Here is a 21,079-nt window from a genome sequence, read left to right as displayed (position 1 = left end):
TAGTGCATCACAAAGTATGGCTGCAAATCAGGATCAAGTCCGACCGTTCGATCATGATCAACGGCAGCGCCAAATCCGACACGCCCCGCCAACGACAGCAGTTCGTTGCTACATGATGCGTTGGGGGCAATTATGATAGCCGCGCACGCCAGTAGACCAGAACCGGTCGCAACCTCCCCCACAGTCAGCCCCTACACCGCACTTTCACGCGCAAGTTAACCGGATGAAAATTAACAAATTGTCGAAATACTTTAGTAAATCTCGTCATATATTCCTATTCGACTACCGTTCATGACCCACAGTCAAAACCAGTGCGACGTCAAACTTATTGGCACAGCCTTTCAAAAACGCATGTGCTTCGGCTTCCATGCAAAGCAGTCATGGTCGTGGAAGACCTATACCTGACCAGAATGGCTGTTAGCGCCGTACCAGTTCGATGCTTGGATGGTCCGCGACAATGTCGAGCACAATGTCAAAATATGTCGGTCCGCGACCTGCTTCGAGTTCCGCCAGATCCTTGGTGATGCGCGCCACATCATAGGTTTCAGGCCGCGATAGCTTGGCCTGGTAGAATTGACGCGTCGCCTCAAGGCCAAGCGCGGCTTTACTTGCGGCGAAATCCGTCCAGATCAGCGCAATCGGCTCGCCGCCCTTGATGGCGCCGAAACCGCCAAACAGCATGTCGTTGAGCGCGTCGAGACTCTGGCCCAGCGCCCAGTCTTCTTCGCTCATGAACACGCGATTGATCTCTTCGTAGAACGAGGCAATGTCAGTGATATGACTGCCGTCGATAGTCAGTGTCTTCTTCTGCATCGGCGCCTCAGGCTGGCGGTCCACCAAGTTCATCGGCGATATAGATGCGGATGATTTCGTCAAAACTGGTCTCGCCGACAAAGCCGAGCGACTTTGCGCGGCTGGCGTCGAAGGCCTGCGGCCAGCCGGCGACAATGTCGGCGATAGTCTGATCGGGCTGCCGCCGGATCAGCGCCACAGCCTTGGGACCTGCCACACGTTCCAGCGCCGCGATCTGTTCGCCAACGGTCGCTGCAAGGCCAGGCATGGTCAGATTGCGCTGACTACTCAATTTGGCACTATCGAGTTCTGCGGCATGGAGCAGAAACCCGACTGCCGCGCGTGGGCTGGCGAACCAATGCCGGACACTATCGGCCACCGGTAACAGGGCCTCCTGCCCCGACAACGGTTCGCGAATGATACCTGAGAAGAACCCGGATGCCGCCTTGTTGGGCTTGCCGGGACGCACCGCAATTGTGGGCAGGCGAATGCCGACGCCGTCGACAAAGCCGCGTCGCGAATAGTCGGCCAGCAACAGTTCGCAAATCGCCTTTTGCGTGCCGTAGCTGGTGAGCGGAGTATGCTCATGCGTGTCGCTGATCACCGGTGGCAACGGCTCGCCAAACACGGCAATAGATGAGGTAAACACCAGCCTTGGCCGATACGGCGAACCGACATGGCGGATGGCTTCGAGCAGATAGCGCGTGCCATCGAGATTGATCCGGTAGCCCTTTTCGAAATCGGCCTCGGCCTCGCCCGACACGATGGCGGCAAGATGAAAGATCACGTCGGGCCGGTCGACCAGCAAGGTTTCGGCGACACCCGGTTCCGACATATCGGCCGCGATCGCCTTGATGGCGATATCGGCATCGGGAACGGACGGCGTGATGACGTCGACCAGCGACAGCGCTTCAATCTTGCGGCCAGAAATGACGCCGCGATCCAGCAATGCCGTCACCAGTTTGCGGCCAACCATACCGGCAGCGCCAACGATCAGAACTCTCATAGTCTCCTCCACTTGAAAGGAAGGAGATCATTCATCCCGGGGACATGTCCATCCCGCCGCAAACAAAAAAATCGGCGCCCCGAGGAGCGCCGATTGATTGGTCCAAGTCCTTATCAGCCCATAAGAGCTGACCGATGACTTAGTTGAAGCGGTAGCGCAGCGTGGTGCGGATCTCGTGCACCCAGTTGTCCTTAGCATTGAAGCCCTGGGGTGCCGCAGCGCCGTTCGAGATGTCGTTGATGTAGAGACCGCGATAGCCGATATCGGCAACAACTGCGCCGAAATCATAGCCAACACCGACCATGCCAGCCGCCGCAATGCTGGTATTGGTACCAGATGCGATCGGGTTAGCGCGTGGTGAGCTTACGTCGATACTGTTGAAGGCCACGCCGGCGCCAGCGCCGACATAACCGAAAGCACCGCCAGCGGCGCCATATCCATAGTCGCTACCGAAGGCAAAATCGTAATAGACGTTGGCGAGGGCAACAGTCGAACGCAACTTCAGGGCATAGACGCCATTCACGGCAGGGTTGCCGGTTTTCTTGATCGAGGCATCGTCGTTGGACAGATAGTCAAGGGTCGCGTCAAAACGCAGGCCGGTACCGGTCTCGTAACCAAAGCCAGCGCCCAGGCTGTAGCCGTAGCCAAGCTTGTCGGTCGGGTAACGATATGTGGTTGGACCACCACATGCCGTTGGGCAACCCTGAGACGTAATTTCGCGGCTCCACAGGGTGTTCCCTGCAGCGCTGCCGCGCAGGTAGAACGAACCCTGGACGCCGTAGTTCACGTCTGGAATTTCGATAACGGGGGGATAGTAGGGCATGTCGGCCGCGAGTGCCTGGCCCGCAGTCAAGGCGGCTCCTGCCACCAGGATCGCAGCGATGAGCTTGCGCATGAAAAAACGTCCTTTGGGTTGCCACGACACCAGTCGATTGACGCCCAATATCCGCCGATTTCCTTAAAGCTCACTTAACCTAAACGTTTAACCGTAAAAACAGTAAAACCGACGCCCAAACAAGTCAGCGCCGGTTTCCCGTGAGGTCTGTAGTTAAGGCTATTGGTCCGAACTACGCAACGTCGCGGATGGCTGCTTCGATCTGCGCGACCACGGAACTGACCAGTGCGGCATCGTCGGCTTCACCCATAACGCGGATCACCGGCTCGGTGCCCGAGGCACGGACCACCAGACGCCCACCCGTGCCAAGCAGCGCTTCACCTTCGGCAATCGCCGCAATGACCTGCTTGTGTTCAAGCGGCTTGCCGGACTTGAACTTGACGCTGCGCAGCAGCTGCGGAACCTTGGCGAAGCGCGCACAGATTTCCGACACCGTGCGTTCCTGTTGCTTAAGCACGGAGAGCAGCTGCAGTGCCGCCACGAGGCCATCGCCGGTCGTTGTGAAATCGGACAGGATAATGTGGCCCGACTGTTCGCCGCCCACATTGAAGCCCTTGGCGCGCATCGCTTCGAGCACATAGCGGTCGCCCACCTGCGTGCGTTCGAGCGTCAGGCCCAGCGAGCCCAGATAGCGCTCCAGACCCAGATTGGACATGACGGTTGCGACAATGCCGCCACCGGTCAGCATTTCGCGTTCCAGCCAGCTCTGGGCGATCACGGCCATGAACTGGTCGCCGTCGATCACGTCACCCTTTTCGTCGATGATGATGACGCGGTCGGCGTCGCCATCGAGCGCAATTCCGATATCGGCGCGCACTTCCTTGACCTTGGCCGAAACGGCCTCAGGCGCAGTCGAGCCAACCTTGTCGTTGATGTTAAAGCCATCGGGCTTGTCGCCGATGGTGAAAACCTCGGCACCCAGCTCCCACAGGGCAACTGGCGCAACCTTATAGGCGGCGCCATTGGCGCAATCGAGTACCACGCGCAGGCCACCCAAGTCGGCGCCACGCGGCAGGGTGCGCTTTGCATATTCGATGTATCGCGTGCGGGCTTCCTCGTCGCGATAGGCGCGACCGATATCGCGGCCATGCGCCAAAAGCTTGCCCATATCGCTATCGATCAGGCTTTCGATTTCGAGTTCGAGATCGTCGCTGAGCTTATAGCCATCGGGGCGGAACAACTTGATGCCGTTGTCGTCGAACGGGTTGTGCGAGGCAGAAATCATGACGCCGAGATCGGCGCGCAGCGAACGGGTCAGCATGGCCACGGCCGGAGTCGGCATTGGCCCGAGGAAATAGACGTCCATGCCCACGGCAGTGAAGCCAGCGCCGAGCGCGTTCTCGATCATATAGCCGGAACGGCGCGTATCCTTGCCGATCACAACGCGATTGCGGTGCTCGCCACGAACGAATTTGTGGCCAGCGGCCATGCCGACGCGCATCGCCAGGTCGGGCGTCAGCTTGTCGCCGTTGGCGAGGCCGCGAATACCATCTGTCCCGAAATATTTACGCACCATCTGTGCTGTCCCCCTGCCGTCCGGCAAATCAGCCGCTTCGAATAATATCACTTTCGGGCGAAATAGCGGAAATAACGCGCAAGCAAAAGGGCCGCCTTGCGGCGACCCTTAATGCAGTTCGATAGATCAGCTACCTGGCTGTGGCTCAAGGCCGCCTTCAGGTGGCGCATCGGGGCGCTTCTTGCCCGATTTGCCGGCCGATGGCACGCCCGTCGCCTTGGGCGAAGATGGGCTGTTGTCGTCCGGACGAACCGGCTGAATGCCATCCATCAGGGCCCGCAACTCGTCGCCGGTCAGCGTTTCGAACTCGAGCAGCGCCTGGGCAATGGCCTCCCACTGATCGTGGTAGGTATCGAGAATGTGCTTGGCCGAAGCCTCGCCGTCCTCGATGAGCTTGCGCACTTCCTGATCGATCAGCTTGGCCGTGTCATCGGACATGTTGGTCGACTGGGTCATCGAGTGACCAATGAACACTTCCTGCTCACTCGACTTGTAACGGACGCGGCCGAGCTTTTCGCTCATGCCCCATTCCATCACCATCGAGCGGGCAAGGCTCGTTGCCATCTGGATGTCGCCCGAGGCACCGCTCGTCACCTTTTCAGGGCCGAACTTGATGATCTCGGCTTCACGACCACCGAACAGCATGGTGAGGCGGGCCAGAGCCTTCTCACGGCTGAACGAATAGCTATCGCTTTCCGGCAGGGTCATCACCATGCCCAGCGCACGACCGCGCGGAATGATGGTGGCCTTGTGGATCGGATCGATGCCCGCAACCTTGAGCGCGATGATGGCGTGGCCAGCTTCGTGATAGGCGGTGAGCTTCTTTTCGTCTTCGGACATGGCCATGGTGCGGCGCTCGGCGCCCATCATGATCTTGTCCTTGGCGTCTTCGAATTCCTGGTGAGTGACGAAGCGCTTGTTGCGCCGCGCCGCCATCAGGGCTGCTTCGTTGACGAGGTTCATGAGATCGGCACCCGAGAAACCGGGCGTACCACGAGCCAGAACCTTGAGATCCACATCTGGCGCCAGTGGCACCTTGCGCACGTGAACCTTGAGCACCTTTTCGCGACCCGACACGTCTGGGTTTGGCACCACGACCTGACGGTCGAAGCGGCCTGGACGCAGCAGGGCTGGATCGAGAACGTCTGGACGGTTGGTCGCAGCGATCAGGATGATGCCTTCATTGGCTTCAAAGCCGTCCATCTCGACGAGGAGCTGGTTAAGGGTCTGTTCGCGTTCGTCGTTACCGCCGCCCATGCCGGCGCCACGCTGGCGACCGACGGCGTCGATTTCGTCGATGAAGATAATGCAGGGCGCATTTTTCTTCGCCTGTTCGAACATGTCACGGACGCGGGACGCGCCGACACCGACGAACATTTCAACGAAGTCCGAACCCGAAATGGTGAAGAACGGCACATTGGCTTCGCCAGCGACCGAACGGGCCAGCAGCGTCTTACCGGTACCGGGAGGGCCGACAAGCAGCACGCCGCGCGGAATACGGCCGCCCAGACGCTGGAACTTGCCGGGATCACGCAGGAACTCGACGATTTCTTCCAGATCCTGCTTTGCCTCGTCCACGCCGGCGACGTCTTCAAACGTCACCTTGCCGTGAGTTTCGGTCAGCAGCTTGGCGCGCGACTTGCCAAAGCCCATCGCGCCGCCACGACCGCCACCCTGCATCTGCCGGATGAAGAAGAACCACACGCCGATGATGACGATGAACGGCAGCCAGGAGCTGAGCAGGATCGACCAGAATGGGCTCGATTCCGGCGCACGGGCCGTGATCGACACGCCGCTGTTTTCGAGACGGCTGATGACATCGGCGCCAGCAGGCAGCACGGTTTCAAAGCGCGTACCGTCGCGCAGTGTGCCGGAAACGACATTGTCGGTGATGGTGACGCTGGTCACGCTCCCCGCAGCGATGTCGGTGACAAACTGCGAATAACTCTTATCGGAAACCGAAACGGACCGCGAAGAAGACTGAAAGACCTGGAACAGGCCCATCAGCATGAAAAGTATGACTAGCCAGATGGCAAAGTTGCGGAAATTTCCGTTCATCAATCCTGTCCCGGAGAAGCCGGCAAAAGCGGGCGCGGCGCTTGTGCCGAATGTATGGTCGGCATTGGGGCGTTACAAGGGCAAGACCTGCGGCCCTTTGAGCGCCCCGTCCAGTCATATTGTCGCGAATGGGTTAATACGCCGTGGAATACAGCAAGGTTCCGCCAATTCCACGCCCCAGATCGCGATTGTCGCAATTTAGTCGATCAGCAGCTGAACCTTGATGCGGTCATCAAACGACCAGCCGCCCAGCGACAGCACCCCGCCCTCCGCATCGCGCACGATGGGGGCGGTACGAATGGCTTCGGCGGGCGCGGTCACCTTGAAGCCCAAAAATTCCTCCAGCCGATGACGCGGCAGATAGTCAGCCACGCTGGCGGTGAGGTTTGCGTCGCTGGAATCGTTGAAAATACGGAACCGCTCATCCCAGACCAGTTCGCCATTGGGAGTGAGCAGCGCATCGGCGGGCAGCGACCGGCCCGGCTCGCGAGCAATAACGACCGCCCCATCCTTGATGCGGACGACACAACCGAGCACCGTTGTGGCCTTGGCCAACCCATCGATGGCAATCGATTGGCGCAAACGCTCGACCTGCCCCAGTGCGCGCGGCTTCTGACGGCCGCCAACGATATTGAGCACACGGCCCAATAGCCGCGTTGAAATCGCCGGACTGAGGCCAACAAAAGCAGGGAGTTCGATACGTGCCGCGCCGAACCCGTCGAGCCGCACGATTTCGCTGAAACAGCCATCGGCCATTTGCGCGATGGCCGCATCGGCATCAGCCATCCGGGATGCAAACTGGCTGATGGTCGCAGCGTCGAGGCCCAGCCCCGCCAGTTGCGGCATGGCCTGACGCCAGCGCACGCGTTCGTAGTGCGGATCGGTGTTGGATGGATCTTCGGACGGCACCAGCCCTGCTGCATCGACCACGGCCCGCAAGGCAGCGGGCTCAACGCCCAGCAAAGGCCGGTGCACGCGCACGCCTTCAATGTCGCTGAAGGCCGACATGCCCCTAAGGCCCTCTACGCCGCTCCCATGCGCCATGCGCATCAAAATGGTTTCGGCCTGATCCTGAATATGATGGGCGGTCAGCAGCACATTGGCGCCGTCTTCGACCATCGCCGCGTGCATCAGCCCATAGCGCGCGATTCGCGCCGCCTCCTGCAGGCCACTGACCGGCTTGTCGCCAACCCACTTGAGACCTCGCGCCGCCAATCCCAGGTCGCGGGCAGCGGCCAACACCGCGGCGACCTCATCGGCGGCCTCCGGGCGCAAGCCATGATCGACGGAATAGACGACGAGTTTGGGGGCGTTGGTCAGGCCGGACGTCCAGCGCTGTGCCAGCAGCATCAGCGCCAGACTATCGGCTCCACCTGAGACAGCCAGGCCAATGACGGCCTCGCCGGCAACGGCGGCAAAGAGGGCCTGGAGCCCTCCTGCCCCGTCGAGATCAGGTGTCATGCGGGCGGGCACTCGGCCCGCGAGCTTTCCTGCGCCAACCGACCTGTGAAATCAGGTGGCAGGCCCGGAAAGCGATGTCGCAGATCGGCAAAGGTCCGACATGCGGTTTCCCGCTCGCCAGCCCCCGACAGCGACACACCCAGCTTGAGCAGCAGTTCAGGCGCAATTGGCCCGGTCTGATCGGCCTGGAAGGCGTTGAACAGCACTTCGGCAGCGTCGGTATACGCTTGGCGCTCGATCAGCGCGTCACCCAGACCACTGGCTGCTTCCGCCGCCCTGGCGTTGGTTGGATAGAGCTCCAGAAACTGGCTGAACTGGTCTTCCGCAAACAGATAGTCGCCGCTCTGGAGGGCGTCATAGCCCGCCTTGAACTGAGCGTCGGCATCGGGATTGTCGCTCGGCTTAGCCGACGGATTGTAGTTCAGGTTCAGCGGCTGACCGGTGGTCAGGTCGATGCCACCCTGGTTGCCCGTGCCGACCAGCGGGTCGGACGATTCGCCAAGCTCATCCTCGCCATGTTCGAGGCTGCCATCGTCGAAAGTCGGGTCAAACTCGATTTCGCCCGGCAGTGGCTGAACGCCCTGTTCGGGAATGACAGTCGATGGCACAGCGCCAGAATCCTGCGGCACGACATTGGGGGTCTGCGGCAACGCCTCGGGCTGCGTCACGCCGCCCGGTTGGGTTACCGCCTCAGTTTTTCCCCCAGCACCGCCTTCCAGCGCCTGGAAACGGAACTCTGTGTCTTCCTGCAAGCGGTTGACGATTTCCTGCATCTGGGTGAGCTGGAACGTCAGGCCTTCAACCTGGCCATTGACCGAACGCAGCTGCTCTTCGAGCTGCTGAATACGGACCATCAGGGCAGCATCCTGCGCCTGAGCGACCTGAACGCGCGCCGGCGCGACATTGTTGGTGAAGGTCAATCCGCCAAGCTCGGCTGGCGGCATGGAATTCTGCGCGGCCATCCCTGGCACGCTGAACCCGAGGCCAACGGCCAGAGCGCAAAGCGCCGTCCGTCCCCTTCGTGAAAGTTTTGCTAGCTTCAAACGACGCCTCCAAAGCGTATGGTCTCAGTGACCCCAACATGGTGCTGTTGGGTTCGCGGATAAAGGGTAATTTTGGTCAAAAGAAAGCGCCCGGGCCATTTGACTGGCTCCGGACGCTCTTGCCTCCAGTTTGCACTGGATGGATCAGGCCCGCCAGACGCTGGCGTGGCCTGGTTTTTCTTACTGGACGACAGTCACGCCGCGGCGGTTCTGGCTCCAGCAGGAGATATCGTTACAGATCGCAACCGGACGTTCCTTACCAAAGGACTGGCTGGTGATGCGGCCGTTATTAACGCCACGCGACACGAGATAGTTCACCACAACCGAGGCGCGGCGGGCGCCCAGGGCAATGTTGTATTCGCGGGTGCCGCGCTCGTCGGCATGGCCTTCGATCATGACGCGGTAGTTCTGGTACTGGTTCAGCCAGGTCGCCTGCTTGTCGAGGGTGGCCATGGCTTCTGGGGTCAGCGAGCTGGAATCGGTGGTGAAGAACACGCGATCGCCGACCGACACCAGGAATTCCTGCTGGCTACCGGGAGCGCCGCCGCCTGGGCCAACATTGCCCACGCCGGTCATGCCGACATTGCTATTTGGCGTGCGCGAACAGGCCGCGACGACCACGACGAAAAGCAGCATCGCGGCAGCGCGCAACACGGTATTGAGAGGTGCGGTGATGACCACGGGGAGGCTCCTGAAAGGCAACAATCTTAAGCACGGCATTTACCGCGCTTAGTGTTAAGGCCGAGTTTGTCAGCGTGGTTAATCTTGTCCTATTCAGGCGCCAATGTGGCGGGAAACCGGGCTTTTTCGAGATGGTGCGCAATTGCAACACCGCTCGGGTCGATCACGTTAAGGTTAAGTGCCGGGGCAAATGCAAACGCCCGCAGAGCAATTCTGCGGGCGTTTTTAAGGCTGTAGCGTGTTTTTGGACTAGGTCCGCAGCCCAGACCAGGCTGGATCGGACGCATAGGTTTCGGTCGGAATTGTCTGGAGGTTACGGCCCCAGATATCGACGCTCTGAAGCTTGGGGCCGTCATTGCCGCCCGGATCCTGGAAGAACATGATGACGCGGCTATTGGGCGCCCAGGTCGGGCCCTCGGCGTGGTAGCTCGTATAGAGCATGCGCTCGCCCGAACCGTCGGGGTTCATGATGCCGATATTGAACTGGCCACCCGAGGCGCGGGTGAAGGCGATCAGCTTGCCGTCCGGCGACCAGACCGGGGTCGAATAGCTGCCCTGGCCGAAGCTGACGCGCTGCGCGTTACCGCCGCCGGCGCCCATCATGTAGATCTGTGGCGAGCCGCCGCGATCGCTTTCAAAGACGATCCGAGAGCCATCTGGCGAGAAGGATGGGCCGGTATCGATGGCCGCGCCGGACGTCAGCTGCTGCGGCGTGCCGCCGCCGGTGCCCACCGAATAAATATTGGTCGCGCCGCCCTGCTCAACCGAGAACACCACGGTGCTGCCATTGGGCGAGAAGCGTGGGGCAAAGGTCATGGCGCCGATATTGGTCAGGCGCTGCTGGCGACCGGTCGACAGCTGCAGCAGGTAAACCTGCGGATTGCCGTCGGCAAAGTTCATGTAAGTGACCATATCGCCGTTGGGCGAGAAGCGTGGCGTCAGCGCCATGGTCTTGCCGTCGGTCAGGTACTGCACGTTCGCGCCGTCCTGATCCATAATGGCGAGACGACGCACGCGATTGGCCTTGGGGCCGCTTTCGGCGGTGTAGATCACGCGCGTATCGAAATAACCCGAGCCACCCGCCAGCGATTCATAAATGCCGTCGGCGATGATATGGGCCACGCGACGCGCCGAGTTCCCATCGGTGCTGAAGCTCTTGCCGACAACCTGTGCCGCCTGCTGGGTATCCCAGACGCGCACCGACGAGGAAATGGTTCCGCCGCGCTCGACGCCGCCCATCACCAGCGCATCGACATTAGCCGTGCGCCAGGTGGCAAAATCGGGGGTCGCGTTCACGTCGCCAACGCGGATCGGCAGCGAGGCCGGATCGAGCGGCAGGAACAGGCCCGAGCGGCGCAGGTCGGCGCGCACGATATCGGCAATCTCGCGCCCAAAAGCCGGGTCGGACGAGGCGAAATCGGGAATGGCGATGGGCAGCGGCTGGAAGTTGGCCCCCTCCACCACGATGCGCAATTGCGCCATAGCCATCGATGAACCGGCAAGCAGGGCACCGCCAGCCAGGCCGAGCTTGAGCGCATTGCGCCGCGTCAACAGGGTCATGTCACGTCTCCATTCTCGCTGCCGGTCGCTTTTATGCGGTCCAAACAAGCCAAATTCAAAATCACGGCCGCAGATCGATCTCGACCTGTTTCCACTGTTCATAGGTATCCGCAGAAAGAGAGTACGGCGCACATCGTTCCACCGCGCGCACTGCCCCCTCTTCGAGGTTTCGTTCAAGTTCAGAGGTTCCGGGATTGATAACTTCAGTGCTGGCGACCGAACCATCGCGATTGAACGCAACGCTCAGGGTAACACTGAGACCCGAATTCAGCGCTTCAGGCGGGATCACCCAGCAGGTCTTGAGCCGATCGACCATGCCGGACACTTCCGCCTGGCTAACCTCTTGCGCCAAGGCAACGCCGCCCAAAAGCGATGTCGCCAGCACGACGGCCGAAATGCGTTTCAGTGCCATCACGGCCTCAGTTCCACTTCGATCTGCCGCCACTCGTTATAGGCATCTGCCGAAAGCATCTCATATGGACCGCACTGCGTCACCGCGCGCTGCGCGGCGCGAGCCACCGCGCCACCAGCAGGCGAGGAGTCAGCCGAAATGATCTGCGTATTGGCCACGGACCGGTCCTGGTTCATGGTCACCCGCAGGGTTACGTTGAGACCGCTGTTGATGTCGCTTGGCAACAGGTTCCAGCAGGTCTTGATCCGCGCCACCAGCCCATCGATTGCCGACTGGCTCAGGCGCGCCGAAGTTCCGCCGGTATCGCCCAGCGTTGGCGTGCCACCCCGTCCGGTGGTGCCGCCAGTGGTCCTATCGGTGTTGATAATGGCAGAAATATCGTCGGCGGCCGAAGTGCTGGTCGATGGGCGCGGCTGTGTGACCGGCGCGGTTTGCGCTGCGGCAGCGGTCCGGCGACGTTCTTCTTCCTCTTTGCGACGACGTTCGGCAGCAGCAAACTGCTCACGCAATTGCGCCAGATTGCTCGGACGCGATGCCGGAGCCGGTGCATTGGCCTGCGGCGTTGCCGGAGTTGGCGTCGGCGTAGGGGCCGGAGTTGGAGTGGGTGTTGGCGTCGGCGCAGGCGTCGGAGTTGGAGCAGGCGCCGGGACCGGATCGGGTGTCGGGGTTGGCGCGGGCGTAGGAGCCGGACGCGTCGCCGGAACAGGCGCCACGATAGGCTCAGGGGTCGGCGCGGGTGCTGGCGGTGCCGGTGTGGGTTCTGGCGTTGGGGCCGGCTCAGGGGGTGGCGGCGGAGGCGTTGGCTCTGGCTCGGGAACCGGGGCAGGCTCTGGCGCTGTTTCAGGCGCAGGCGCGGAATTGGTCACCGGAGCAGGCGTTGGAATATCGGCCGGCGATGGGGTCGGCTGATCCTGCTCGGTATTGCCGGTTGGCTGCGCCACTTCAGGCGGCGTGTCGCTTTCAACGATCGATGGCGTATCGGTCTCGACGATTTCGTTGGTCAGCTGACCAGCGCGAATATTGGAATATTCCTCGATCGGAATGAGGTCGACCGAAATTGACTCCACGACCGGCGTCAACGGTTCACGGAACCCCAGATTGATGAGGCCGATGGTCAGAATTGCGATGTGGGCAACGATCGAGACGGTTACGCCGGTACGCATCGGACTGGTCTATGGTTCCGGCTGCGTGATGAGGCCAATCTTGGTGTAGCCTCCGGCCGACAGCAGGCCCATGACGCGCATGACGGCGCCATAGTTGGCGCTGGTATCGCCGCGCAGGAAGATGCGGTCCTCGGCGCCATTAACGCCGCGCTGGGTCAGCTGGGCGATCAGGTCGGTTTCGGCGACTGGGTCATTGTCGATATAGACAGCGCCATCTGGCGTGACGCCAACGGTGATCGGGTCAGCCTGGTTCGGCAGAGCGGCAGCAGCAGAGCTTGGCAGATCAAGCGGCACACCGGCCGTCATCATCGGCGCAGCCACCATGAAGATGATCAGCAGCACAAGCATCACGTCCACCATGGGCGTGATGTTGATTTCGCTCATGACCGCTTTCTTGCGGCCGCGACGACGACGACCGCCGCCTCCGCCGCCAGATGCCACACCCATGCCCATATCAGTGGCTCCGGGCTTCGAGCTGACGGCTCAGAATGGTCGAGAACTCGTCGGCAAAGCCTTCAAGGCGCCCGATCAACTTGCCGGCATCAGAGCTGAGCTTGTTGTAGGCGATAACCGCAGGAATAGCGGCGACCAGACCGATAGCGGTCGCAAACAGGGCTTCGGCGATGGGGCCCGCCACCACTGCAAGGCTGGTATTGGACGAGGCGGCAATAGCGGTAAAGGCGTTCATGATGCCCCAGACCGTGCCGAACAGGCCGATAAACGGACCGGCCGAACCGATGGTGGCGAGAAAACCCAGACGCTTTTCGAGTTGTTCGCTTTCGCGGGCGATGGCGACGTCGAGCACCTTGTCGAGGCGCTGCTGCATGCCGACAAAGCTGGCAGCATTCTGCTCGTGGCTGCGCTTCCATTCCTTCATGGCGGCGACAAACACCGCGCCCAACCCGCCCGAAGCCTTTTCAGACTGCTGCTGATAGAGCTCTTCCAGCGACTGGCCAGACCAGAAGGTCCGCTCGAACTTGTTCATCTCGCTATTGGTGCGGCGATAGGTGATCGTCTTGTCGACAATGATGGCCCAGCACCAGACCGATGCGCCCAGCAAGCCGATCATGACGGACTTCACAATCCAGTCTGCCGCCCAGAACAGGCCCCAGATGGACATATCAGCATGGGGGGCAACGGCTCCCACAGCGTCCACAGCTTCCATGTAATGATCCTTTTCGGCCCGGTCCACTTACCCGACCCACCATCAGGCGATGGGGTCGAAATCTGTCAAAATTAAGAGAAATGCCCAGTTTGCCGGGCCTTAGCGGCAGACAAACAGACGCAGGGTCCCTTTGCCGCAATTATGGTCAAGGACTGGTTAACAAACCGAGTCAGCGGCGTGATTGTTTAAACTTGTGAAGGAACGGGTCGATCACTGCTTCGTTAGTGAGCGCGCAGACGCTGCGCACCTCACAGGAGGAGGACGACAATGTTTAAACGTACAGCCTCTATTTCCGCCGTGATCGTCGCCGGGCTCATGCTGGCATCCGCGCCGGCCTTTGCCGAAGTCATCAACTATGGCGCTGACCTCAATGGCGCATCGGAAGTGCCGAAAAATGACTCAGCGGGCACCGGCAAGCTCGAAGCAACCTATGACACCGACAGCAAGGCTTTCGCCTGGACGGTGACCTATGAAGGGCTGACCGGCGACGCCACCGCCGCGCACTTCCATGGTCCCGCTTCTGCCGACGCCAATGCCCCGCCTGTCGTGCCGATCACCGGCGCGCTAGCCAGCCCGATCAAGGGCACGGCAACGCTGACGGACGAGCAGGCCGGTCAGCTCAAGGACGGCCAGTGGTACTTTAACGTCCACACCGCCGCCCACCCTGACGGCGAAATTCGCGGCCAGGTAACGGCTGCCAAATAATCGTGATGGGGGGCCGCCTACGCGGCCCCCTTTTTCTTGTCCGAAGCGGACTGCGCCAGATCGCGGATCTGCTGCGGCAGACGCGCCACGCCACCGGCCGTCTTGATCGCGACGACGACAACCTTGGCCCGCGTCAGCACTTTGCCGTCGCGCAGAATGGTCTGGGCCAGCGTCAGCTTAGCGCCGCTAATGGCTTCAATTTCGGTGGTGACCGTCAGCAGATCATCGATATGGGCCGCAGCGTCGAACTGGATGTCCATACCGCGCACCGCAAAGGCAATCCCCTGCCCCGCCAGCTCGGAATGATGCACACCCTCATCGCGCAAAAACTCGGTGCGGCCACGCTCGAAGAACTTCAGATACGCCGCGTGATAGACATTGCCCGAAAAATCGGTGTCTTCGTAATAGATACGGACAGGGAAGGTGTGCAGCGTCATGGCTGCTTCTCGTGAAAGATCACATGCTCTGGTGCGCCGGATAGCTTTTGCAGCCGTTCCGGCAACCAGGGCGGCAGCAGGTTGGCGTCGGACAGCGCCGAGCCATCGAGCGGCAGCCAGGAAAACTGCAGCACATGACCTTCGTCTTCGCGGACGAGGAAAGGCTGTGGTCCGCCGGGCCGAACATCCTCGGGCAGCGTCAGCTCATAAATAAAACCGAGCTCGTGATAGCGATCACCCTCGCGGCCATAAAAGCTCTCGGAGGTGAACAGCAGCGGCCCGACGGTCACGTCCATGACCAGTTCTTCCGCCATTTCCCGCACCAAGGCGGTGTCGCTGGGCTCGCCCATTTCGACGCGACCGCCCGGCAGCATGCAATAGTCATCGCCATCTTCGCGGCAGACCAGAACATGGCCGTCTCGGATCGCAGCGCCCGCCACGCGATAGTTGAAGCACGTGCCGCCGACGGGAAAGCTGAGGATAATCCGGTCAGTCATTTTCGGGCTCCTCGAACAGGCTCTGCTGCATGCCGACAAAGCCCTGCGGCACGACGCGCCCCATATGCTGGAAGGCGGCGCCCGTCAGCATGCGGCCGCGTGGCGTGCGCTGGATAAAGCCCTGCTGGATCAGATAGGGCTCGACGACTTCCTCGATGGCGTCACGCGGCTCGCTGAGCGCGGCAGCAATGGTCTCGATGCCCACCGGGCCCCCATTGTAGAAATCGGCGATCGTCGTGAGATAGCGTCGATCCAGTTGGTCCAATCCACGCGCGTCGACATCGAGCCGCAACAGCGCCCTGTCGGCGATGGCGCGGTTGATCTCGCCGGCATTTTCGACCAGCGCAAAGTCCGTCACTCGGCGCAGCAGGCGCCCGGCAATACGGGGCGTGCCGCGCGAACGGCGGGCGATTTCCATAGCCCCATCGGGCGCCATCGGCATGCCAAGCAGCCGCGCACCGCGCTGCACGATCAGCACCAGCTCTTCGGGTGTGTAAAAATTCAGCCGCACAGGAATGCCGAAACGATCACGCAAAGGCGTGGTCAGCAGACCCATACGCGTGGTTGCGCCGACCAGGGTAAACTTGGCCAGATCGATGCGCACCGACCGCGCGGCTGGGCCTTCGCCGATGATCAGATCGAGCTGGAAATCTTCCATCGCGGGATAGAGAATTTCTTCGATGGCGGGGCTGAGACGATGAATTTCGTCGATGAACAGCACATCGCGGTCTTCAAGATTGGTCAGCAGCGCCGCCAGATCACCAGCCTTGGAAATGACCGGACCGGACGTGGCGCGGAAGCCGACGCCCAGTTCGCGCGAAATGATCTGTGCCAGCGTGGTTTTACCCAGCCCCGGCGGGCCGACGAACAGCACGTGATCGAGCGCCGAGCCACGTTGCTTGGCGGCCTGGATAAACACTTCAAGATTGGCCCGCGCCGCCGCCTGCCCGACAAACTCGGAAAAACCGGACGGCCGCAGCGACACATCGAGCGGATCGTCGCGCCCGGCATCGGGAGAAGTCAGATCAGTCAACTGCTAAGCTCCCGCAGACCCAGACGGATCAGTTTTTCGGTCGGTATCCCATCGCCTTCCCGCGCGACGATGCGCGCCAACGCAGCAGACGCCTGCGCTCCGGAATAACCCAGATTGGTCAGCGCCGAAACGGCGTCCGAAATCGCCCCCGGCGCGACGCCCTCGCCCAGTGCTGATTGCAGGCCGAGTGTGCCCGCATCAATGCCGCCACCAGCCGGCACCTTGCCCTTGAGTTCGGTGACCAGACGCACCGCCAGCTTTGGTCCGACGCCATTGGCCCGGCCGATCATTGCCTTGTCCTGCAAGGCAATCGCGCTCGATAGCTCTGCCGTCGACAGCGCCGACAGCAAGGCCAGCGCGACGCGGGCGCCGACGCCTTGCACGGTCATCAGCAGATTGAACCAGCTCTTTTCGCCCTCGCTGGCAAAACCATAAAGCCGGATCATGTCCTCGCGGACGATGGTTTCGATGAACACCACCCCGGCCTCGCCGACACGCGGCAGGCTCTGCAATGTGCGCGTCGAGCAGAACGCTTCGTAGCAGACGCCACCGCAATCGATCAGCACATGATCGTCGCCGAAACTATCCACCAGCCCCTTGAGTTTGCCGATCATGCGAGAGCTTTCAAACGCTGGTTGGCCACGCGGTGATGCGCGTGGCAGATGGCGATGGCCAGGGCGTCGGCCGCATCGGCGCCTTTGAAGTCGGCAGCCGGCATCAGTGTTTTGACCATCAGGGCCACCTGAGATTTTTCCGCATGGCCGGTGCCGACAACGGATTTTTTGACCAGATTGGCGGCATATTCCGCTACCGGCAGACCGCGCGCTGCAGGCGTCAACAGCGCCACCCCCCGCGCCTGTCCGAGGATCAGCGCCGAACGCACGCCGGCATTGACGAAGGTCTCTTCGACAGCGGCTTCATGGGGCAGATAGCGGTCGAGCACCTCGCCCAGCCCGGCAAAAAGCACGGCCAACCGTTCGGCCAGCGAGCCATCGACCGGCGGCGTTACCGTCCCCGCGCCAACAAAGCTCAGGCGGTTGCCGAGGGTCTCGATAACCCCCCAACCACAGCGGCGCAGGCCGGGATCTATTCCGATGATTCGGGTGGCAACGTTCATGCCCACATCCTTAGTGAAACCACGACACCCTACCAAGTCCAGTGTGAACAAAAAGGCAACAACGCCGGTGGATAACCTGTGATGGATAAAATCGCAACGATTGTGGCAACACCTTCTTCAATATCGAACCCTAGCTTCGCCCGTGGGAATCAGGGGTACGGCATGTCGAGATTTTGCAGGGTGCGGCCAAAGCAGGCTTCGCTTGGGACTTTTCGCATCACAGGCGCTTTGCGCGACGGGGGCCGTGGACGCGGCACCCTCGGCGATGCAAGCGGCCCGATCTGACGCGTCAGCGCTCCACGTTTCCCAGACTGACAATGCCGGCTCCGCCTGTTCCAGCAGGCGGCACCAACTCACTCAAGCCAAGAGCGGTGCGATGACCTATTCGAAGACCTTGAATGCGTTGCGAAGCTGGACCAGCGTTGGCCGCTGGACGCTCTTTGGCACCTTGGCCTGCATGTTCGTGTCGATCCTGTTCAACGCCGCCATGTTTGGCGATATGAGCGCCGAGGCACAGCGCCGCTCGATGCTGAGCGCCATCGTGCTGCCGATTTTGCTGGGCGCGCCGTTCTTCTTCTACCTCAGCCTCAGGCTGCGCGGCATGGCGATCACCAATCTGCATCTGGGCCTGGTGGCGCGCACCGATAGCCTGACGGCATGCCTCAATCGTGGAGCCTTCACCCACAAGGTCAGTGCCATGCTTAGCCATCGCAGCGAAGGGGCGGGCGGCGCCCTGCTGATGCTGGATGCCGATAACTTCAAGGCCATCAACGACCTCTATGGCCACGAGTCGGGCGACGAAGCGCTGACCATCATCGCGCGCTGCATCCGCACCACACTGATGTCGGGCGATCTGGTGGGGCGTATGGGCGGCGAGGAATTTGGCGTCTATCTGCCCAATGCCGGCCGGCACAGCGCCGAAGCCATCGCCGAGGGCATCCGGCGCTCGGTCAATAGCGCCACCTTTGCCCCCGATGGCCGCCAGCACCCGCTATCGGTGAGCATTGGCGGGGTGGTGTTTGACCAGCCAGCCAGTTTCTCGGACCTGTTCCGCATCGCCGACCAGCGCCTCTACGGCGCCAAAAAGACCGGCCGCAACTGCGCCACGGTCGTCCACGTCAATGACTATCCCAGTATCGGGCTCAAGCGCAGCGCATGAAAAAGGGCGGCGCCGTAGCACCGCCCTGAATTTCGTCGCCGACCGTAAGGCTTAAGCGTCGAGCTTGGCCGCGTCTTCGTCGCTCATTTCGAAATTGGTGTAGACGTTCTGCACGTCATCATCTTCTTCGAGCGTCGCGATCAGCTTCATCAGCGACGCGCCTTTTTCGGCATCGATCGGCGCATTGGTCTGTGGCTTCCACACGGCCTTGACCGATTCAGCCTCGCCCAGAACGGCCTCAAGCGCCGCAGCCACTTCCACCATCGCTTCGAACGTGGTGGTGATGTAGTGGCCCTCGTCGTCGCTCTCGACGTCGTCGGCGCCCGCTTCGATAGCGGCTTCCATCACCTTGTCTTCAGTGCCGGCCTTGGCCGGATAGGTGATCTCGCCAACCTTGTCGAACATGAAGCCGACCGAATTGGTTTCACCCATCGCCCCGCCGCTCTTGGAGAAGTAGGAGCGGACATTGGAGGCGGTGCGGTTGCGGTTGTCGGTCAGCGTTTCAACGATGATGGCAACGCCGCCTGGGCCATAGCCCTCGTAGCGGATTTCATCATAGTTCTCGCCATCGTTGCCCATGGCCTTCTTGATCGCGCGCTCGATATTGTCGCGCGGCATCGACAGCGAACGCGCATTGGCAACGGCCAGGCGCAGACGCGAATTGAAGGCTGGGTCAGGCATGCCCATCTTGGCGGCGACGGTGATTTCGCGCGCCAGCTTGGAGAACACCTTGGAGCGAACCGCGTCGGACTTGCCTTTGCGGTGCATGATATTTTTAGCGTGTGAATGGCCTGCCATAGGTCACTCCCCTCGAAAAGAAGCTGCTGGTTTATGGTGGCGGGTTATAGGCAAGTGCGGCGCATTTGTGAAGCTGACGCATCTGCCACCCGGGATGTGCTGAACGAGCGCGCCGGAGGAGGGCGACCAGAGCGACAACCGCTTGGGCCAAAACGGTCCGAGCTTGGGCTCAATCGAAAATCGGCTCCACCTGCGCCAACGAACCGCCCAAGCGCAATGGCAGCACCTTGGTGGTGAGCCCGGTGCGCGGATCGGTCTGGATGGCAACACCACACAGCGTCGCCTCGCCCTCGGATGGCGTGAACCTTCCATTGGGGATGCCGGTCAAAAACCGGTTCAGCGGTTCATCGGTATCGGTGCCGATAATGGAGTCGAAATCCCCGCACATACCGGCATCGGCCATCAGCGCCGTACCATGGCGCAGAACGCGATGATCCGCCGTGGGGATATGGGTGTGCGTACCGACAACAAGGCTCACCTTGCCATCGAGAAACTGGCCCATGGCCTGAATTTCGGACGTCGCCTCGGTGTGGAAATCGACCACGATGGCGTCGGCCTGCTCGCCCAGCGGACAGGCGGCCACTGCGGCTTCGACGGCGCGGAATGGATCATCGATCGGCGGCATGAAGACGCGGCCCTGCGCGTTGATCACCAGCACACGGTGACCATTGCGGCCTTCGATGAACATGGCCCCACGCCCCGGCGTGCCCGGCGGCATGTTGATCGGGCGGATCAGGGTGTTTTCGCGCTCGATATAGGAGATCGTCTCGCGCTGATCGAAGGCATGATCGCCCAGCGTCACGATATCGGCGCCGGCATTGCGGATGGCATTGAAATGCGGCTCGGTCAGGCCCTTGCCGTGGCTGGCATTCTCGCCATTGACCACGACGAAATCGAACTTGTAGCGCTCGATAATGCTCGGCAGACGTTCATTGACCGCATCGCGGCCCGAACGGCCCATTACGTCGCCCAAAAACAGCAGTTTCATGCGTTGTCGCCAAAGTGGCGCACACCGGCTTCGGTCACGATGGCATCGAGTGGCACGTCATGGGCTTCACGCGGAATGTCGTCCAGCTCCTGCACAGCATAGGCCAGACCGACCAGCAGCGGCTTCTTCTTGAGCTTGGCCAGCGTGCGGTCGTAATAACCACCGCCATAGCCCAACCGCGTCCCGCGCGCGTCAAAGCCCAGCAAAGGCATGATGACGATATCGGGCTCGGCGCGGGGCGCCAGATCGGACGGGGCCAGCGTGCCGAAACCGGCTTCGTAGAGCGAGGCGCCCTGCTCCCAGACGCGCAGGTCCAGCGGTTCTTCGTCGCCGAGCACCACAGGCAGTACAACGGTCTGGTTGCTGTCCATCAGCCGCACCAGAATGGGCTGGCAATCGAGTTCGTCGCGAATGCGCCAATAGGCGGCAACGACATGGGATGGATCGAGGGCAATGCCGTCAAAGAAGTGTTTGGCGGCGGCAGCAGCAGCCTCGGCCCGCTCCTGATGGTCGAGACTCGCCCGGGCGGCATGGGCCTTGATCCGCAACGCCGCCTTGGCTTCCTCGACCGACTCATCAACCATTAGCGCGCG

Annotated in this window: 23 protein-coding genes; 2 read left to right on the top strand and 21 right to left on the bottom strand. The window is 61.4% G+C overall.

The genetic code is table 11. The features are described 5' to 3' along the window. Positions 1-417: 417 nt before the first annotated feature. The 13 genes from ABIE28_RS01145 to tolQ form a co-directional block, all read right to left on the bottom strand. Entirely contained in the window at positions 418-813 is a 396-nt protein-coding gene (locus tag ABIE28_RS01145; protein ID WP_354059336.1) for a barstar family protein, read from the bottom strand. A gap of 7 nt (positions 814-820) precedes the next feature. Beyond that, positions 821-1,798 (bottom strand): D-erythronate dehydrogenase, encoded by a 978-nt coding sequence (gene denD, locus ABIE28_RS01140; RefSeq protein ID WP_354059334.1) that lies wholly within the window; start codon positions 1,796-1,798, stop codon positions 821-823. Between the two features lie 139 nt (positions 1,799-1,937). Further along, complete coding sequence (locus tag ABIE28_RS01135; RefSeq protein ID WP_354059332.1) at positions 1,938-2,693, bottom strand: hypothetical protein; 756 nt, start codon at positions 2,691-2,693, stop codon at positions 1,938-1,940. Between the two features lie 172 nt (positions 2,694-2,865). Further along, the gene (glmM, locus tag ABIE28_RS01130) at positions 2,866-4,209 is read right to left on the bottom strand and encodes a phosphoglucosamine mutase (RefSeq protein ID WP_354059330.1); all 1,344 of its coding nucleotides are present in this window, start codon (positions 4,207-4,209) and stop codon (positions 2,866-2,868) included. Between the two features lie 126 nt (positions 4,210-4,335). After that, on the bottom strand, positions 4,336-6,267 hold the full coding sequence (ftsH, locus tag ABIE28_RS01125; RefSeq protein ID WP_354059328.1) for an ATP-dependent zinc metalloprotease FtsH: 1,932 nt from the start codon (positions 6,265-6,267) through the stop codon (positions 4,336-4,338). A gap of 198 nt (positions 6,268-6,465) precedes the next feature. Next, positions 6,466-7,728 (bottom strand): tRNA lysidine(34) synthetase TilS, encoded by a 1,263-nt coding sequence (tilS, locus tag ABIE28_RS01120; RefSeq protein ID WP_354059326.1) that lies wholly within the window; start codon positions 7,726-7,728, stop codon positions 6,466-6,468. Then, entirely contained in the window at positions 7,725-8,690 is a 966-nt protein-coding gene (locus ABIE28_RS01115; protein WP_354059324.1) for a tetratricopeptide repeat protein, read from the bottom strand. The genes tilS and ABIE28_RS01115 overlap by 4 nt, the downstream gene beginning before the upstream one ends. Before the next feature lie 261 nt (positions 8,691-8,951). Beyond that, the gene (gene pal / locus ABIE28_RS01110) at positions 8,952-9,407 is read right to left on the bottom strand and encodes a peptidoglycan-associated lipoprotein Pal (protein WP_354066377.1); all 456 of its coding nucleotides are present in this window, start codon (positions 9,405-9,407) and stop codon (positions 8,952-8,954) included. A 294-nt stretch (positions 9,408-9,701) separates the two neighbouring features. Then, the gene (tolB, locus tag ABIE28_RS01105) at positions 9,702-11,012 is read right to left on the bottom strand and encodes a Tol-Pal system beta propeller repeat protein TolB (RefSeq protein ID WP_354059322.1); all 1,311 of its coding nucleotides are present in this window, start codon (positions 11,010-11,012) and stop codon (positions 9,702-9,704) included. Between the two features lie 61 nt (positions 11,013-11,073). Continuing rightward, positions 11,074-11,424 carry a cell envelope integrity protein TolA gene (tolA, locus tag ABIE28_RS01100; RefSeq protein WP_354059320.1) on the bottom strand — a complete coding sequence of 117 codons (351 nt, stop codon included), beginning with the start codon at positions 11,422-11,424 and terminating at the stop codon, positions 11,074-11,076. After that, positions 11,424-12,587, bottom strand: a complete 1,164-nt coding sequence (gene tolA, locus ABIE28_RS01095) for a cell envelope integrity protein TolA (protein WP_354059318.1) — start codon at positions 12,585-12,587, stop codon at positions 11,424-11,426. Before tolA (ABIE28_RS01095) ends, tolA (ABIE28_RS01100) begins: the two co-directional genes overlap by 1 nt. Positions 12,588-12,596: 9 nt before the next feature. After that, positions 12,597-13,040, bottom strand: coding sequence for an ExbD/TolR family protein (locus ABIE28_RS01090; RefSeq protein ID WP_354059316.1), 444 nt, complete (start codon positions 13,038-13,040; stop codon positions 12,597-12,599). Position 13,041: 1 nt separating this feature from the next. Next, entirely contained in the window at positions 13,042-13,743 is a 702-nt protein-coding gene (gene tolQ / locus ABIE28_RS01085) for a protein TolQ (RefSeq protein WP_502913419.1), read from the bottom strand. A gap of 276 nt (positions 13,744-14,019) precedes the next feature. Here tolQ and ABIE28_RS01080 point away from each other — a divergent pair, with 276 nt between their 5' ends. Further along, on the top strand, positions 14,020-14,457 hold the full coding sequence (locus ABIE28_RS01080) for a CHRD domain-containing protein (protein ID WP_354059312.1): 438 nt from the start codon (positions 14,020-14,022) through the stop codon (positions 14,455-14,457). A gap of 17 nt (positions 14,458-14,474) precedes the next feature. Here the strand turns inward: ABIE28_RS01080 and ABIE28_RS01075 are convergent, their stop codons facing one another. The 5 genes from ABIE28_RS01075 to ruvC are packed head-to-tail and all read right to left on the bottom strand — an operon-like array spanning position 14,475 to position 17,541. Beyond that, positions 14,475-14,894, bottom strand: coding sequence for a YbgC/FadM family acyl-CoA thioesterase (locus ABIE28_RS01075; RefSeq protein ID WP_354059310.1), 420 nt, complete (start codon positions 14,892-14,894; stop codon positions 14,475-14,477). Further along, the gene (locus ABIE28_RS01070) at positions 14,891-15,391 is read right to left on the bottom strand and encodes an NUDIX hydrolase (protein WP_354059308.1); all 501 of its coding nucleotides are present in this window, start codon (positions 15,389-15,391) and stop codon (positions 14,891-14,893) included. The genes ABIE28_RS01075 and ABIE28_RS01070 overlap by 4 nt, the downstream gene beginning before the upstream one ends. Further along, positions 15,384-16,424, bottom strand: a complete 1,041-nt coding sequence (ruvB, locus tag ABIE28_RS01065) for a Holliday junction branch migration DNA helicase RuvB (protein ID WP_354059306.1) — start codon at positions 16,422-16,424, stop codon at positions 15,384-15,386. The genes ABIE28_RS01070 and ruvB overlap by 8 nt, the downstream gene beginning before the upstream one ends. Next, positions 16,421-17,038 carry a Holliday junction branch migration protein RuvA gene (gene ruvA / locus ABIE28_RS01060; protein WP_354059304.1) on the bottom strand — a complete coding sequence of 206 codons (618 nt, stop codon included), beginning with the start codon at positions 17,036-17,038 and terminating at the stop codon, positions 16,421-16,423. The genes ruvB and ruvA overlap by 4 nt, the downstream gene beginning before the upstream one ends. Further along, positions 17,035-17,541, bottom strand: a complete 507-nt coding sequence (gene ruvC / locus ABIE28_RS01055; RefSeq protein WP_354059302.1) for a crossover junction endodeoxyribonuclease RuvC — start codon at positions 17,539-17,541, stop codon at positions 17,035-17,037. Before ruvC ends, ruvA begins: the two co-directional genes overlap by 4 nt. A 376-nt stretch (positions 17,542-17,917) precedes the next feature. Between ruvC and ABIE28_RS01050 the strand changes: the two genes are divergently transcribed. Beyond that, positions 17,918-18,700 (top strand): GGDEF domain-containing protein, encoded by a 783-nt coding sequence (locus ABIE28_RS01050; RefSeq protein ID WP_354059300.1) that lies wholly within the window; start codon positions 17,918-17,920, stop codon positions 18,698-18,700. Between the two features lie 51 nt (positions 18,701-18,751). Here ABIE28_RS01050 and ABIE28_RS01045 read toward each other — a convergent pair whose 3' ends face one another. From ABIE28_RS01045 to ABIE28_RS01035, 3 genes are all read right to left on the bottom strand, one after another. Continuing rightward, the gene (locus tag ABIE28_RS01045; RefSeq protein WP_354059298.1) at positions 18,752-19,498 is read right to left on the bottom strand and encodes a YebC/PmpR family DNA-binding transcriptional regulator; all 747 of its coding nucleotides are present in this window, start codon (positions 19,496-19,498) and stop codon (positions 18,752-18,754) included. Positions 19,499-19,667: 169 nt separating this feature from the next. Further along, entirely contained in the window at positions 19,668-20,486 is an 819-nt protein-coding gene (locus ABIE28_RS01040) for a TIGR00282 family metallophosphoesterase (RefSeq protein WP_354059296.1), read from the bottom strand. Further along, the gene (locus ABIE28_RS01035) at positions 20,483-21,070 is read right to left on the bottom strand and encodes a 5-formyltetrahydrofolate cyclo-ligase (protein WP_354059294.1); all 588 of its coding nucleotides are present in this window, start codon (positions 21,068-21,070) and stop codon (positions 20,483-20,485) included. The genes ABIE28_RS01040 and ABIE28_RS01035 overlap by 4 nt, the downstream gene beginning before the upstream one ends. Positions 21,071-21,079 lie beyond the last annotated feature (9 nt).

Origin of the sequence: Devosia sp. 2618 (assembly GCF_040546815.1) — a bacterium.
Lineage (GTDB): Bacteria > Pseudomonadota > Alphaproteobacteria > Rhizobiales > Devosiaceae > Devosia.
Note: the sequence above shows the minus strand (reverse complement) of the source record. Positions and strands in the feature narration are given on the sequence as shown.